This is a genomic window from Leucobacter japonicus (assembly GCF_001273855.1).
Taxonomy (GTDB): Bacteria; Actinomycetota; Actinomycetes; order Actinomycetales; family Microbacteriaceae; genus Leucobacter; species Leucobacter japonicus.
In genome coordinates, this window is sequence record NZ_JHBX01000029.1 from 1 (window position 1) to 251 (window position 251).

At 66.5% G+C, this 251-nt stretch carries 1 protein-coding gene; it reads left to right on the top strand.

What is annotated here, in order from left to right; genetic code table 11:
- Positions 1–22: 22 nt before the first annotated feature.
- The coding region (locus tag AMS67_RS00070; protein WP_156316461.1) for a LysR family transcriptional regulator at positions 23–251 on the top strand (229 nt) is incomplete at its 3' end.

Sequence of the window (251 nt, forward strand, 5' to 3'; positions counted from 1 at the left end):
CTAGTGACATATTCTCTATTCCATGATGAATCTGCAGCAGTTCCGTGTGCTGCTCGCGGTGCGGGCGCACGGCAGCCTCACTCGCGCTGCCGAGGCGCTGCACTACGGCGTGCCGACCGTGACCCACCACCTCCGCGGGCTCGAGGCGCATCTGCGGGTGAAGCTCGTGGAGAGCGGCCGATCCGGTACACGGCTGACCCCCATCGGGGTCTCGTTCGCCGAGGAGGTCGAGCAGATCCTCGAGCGCCTCG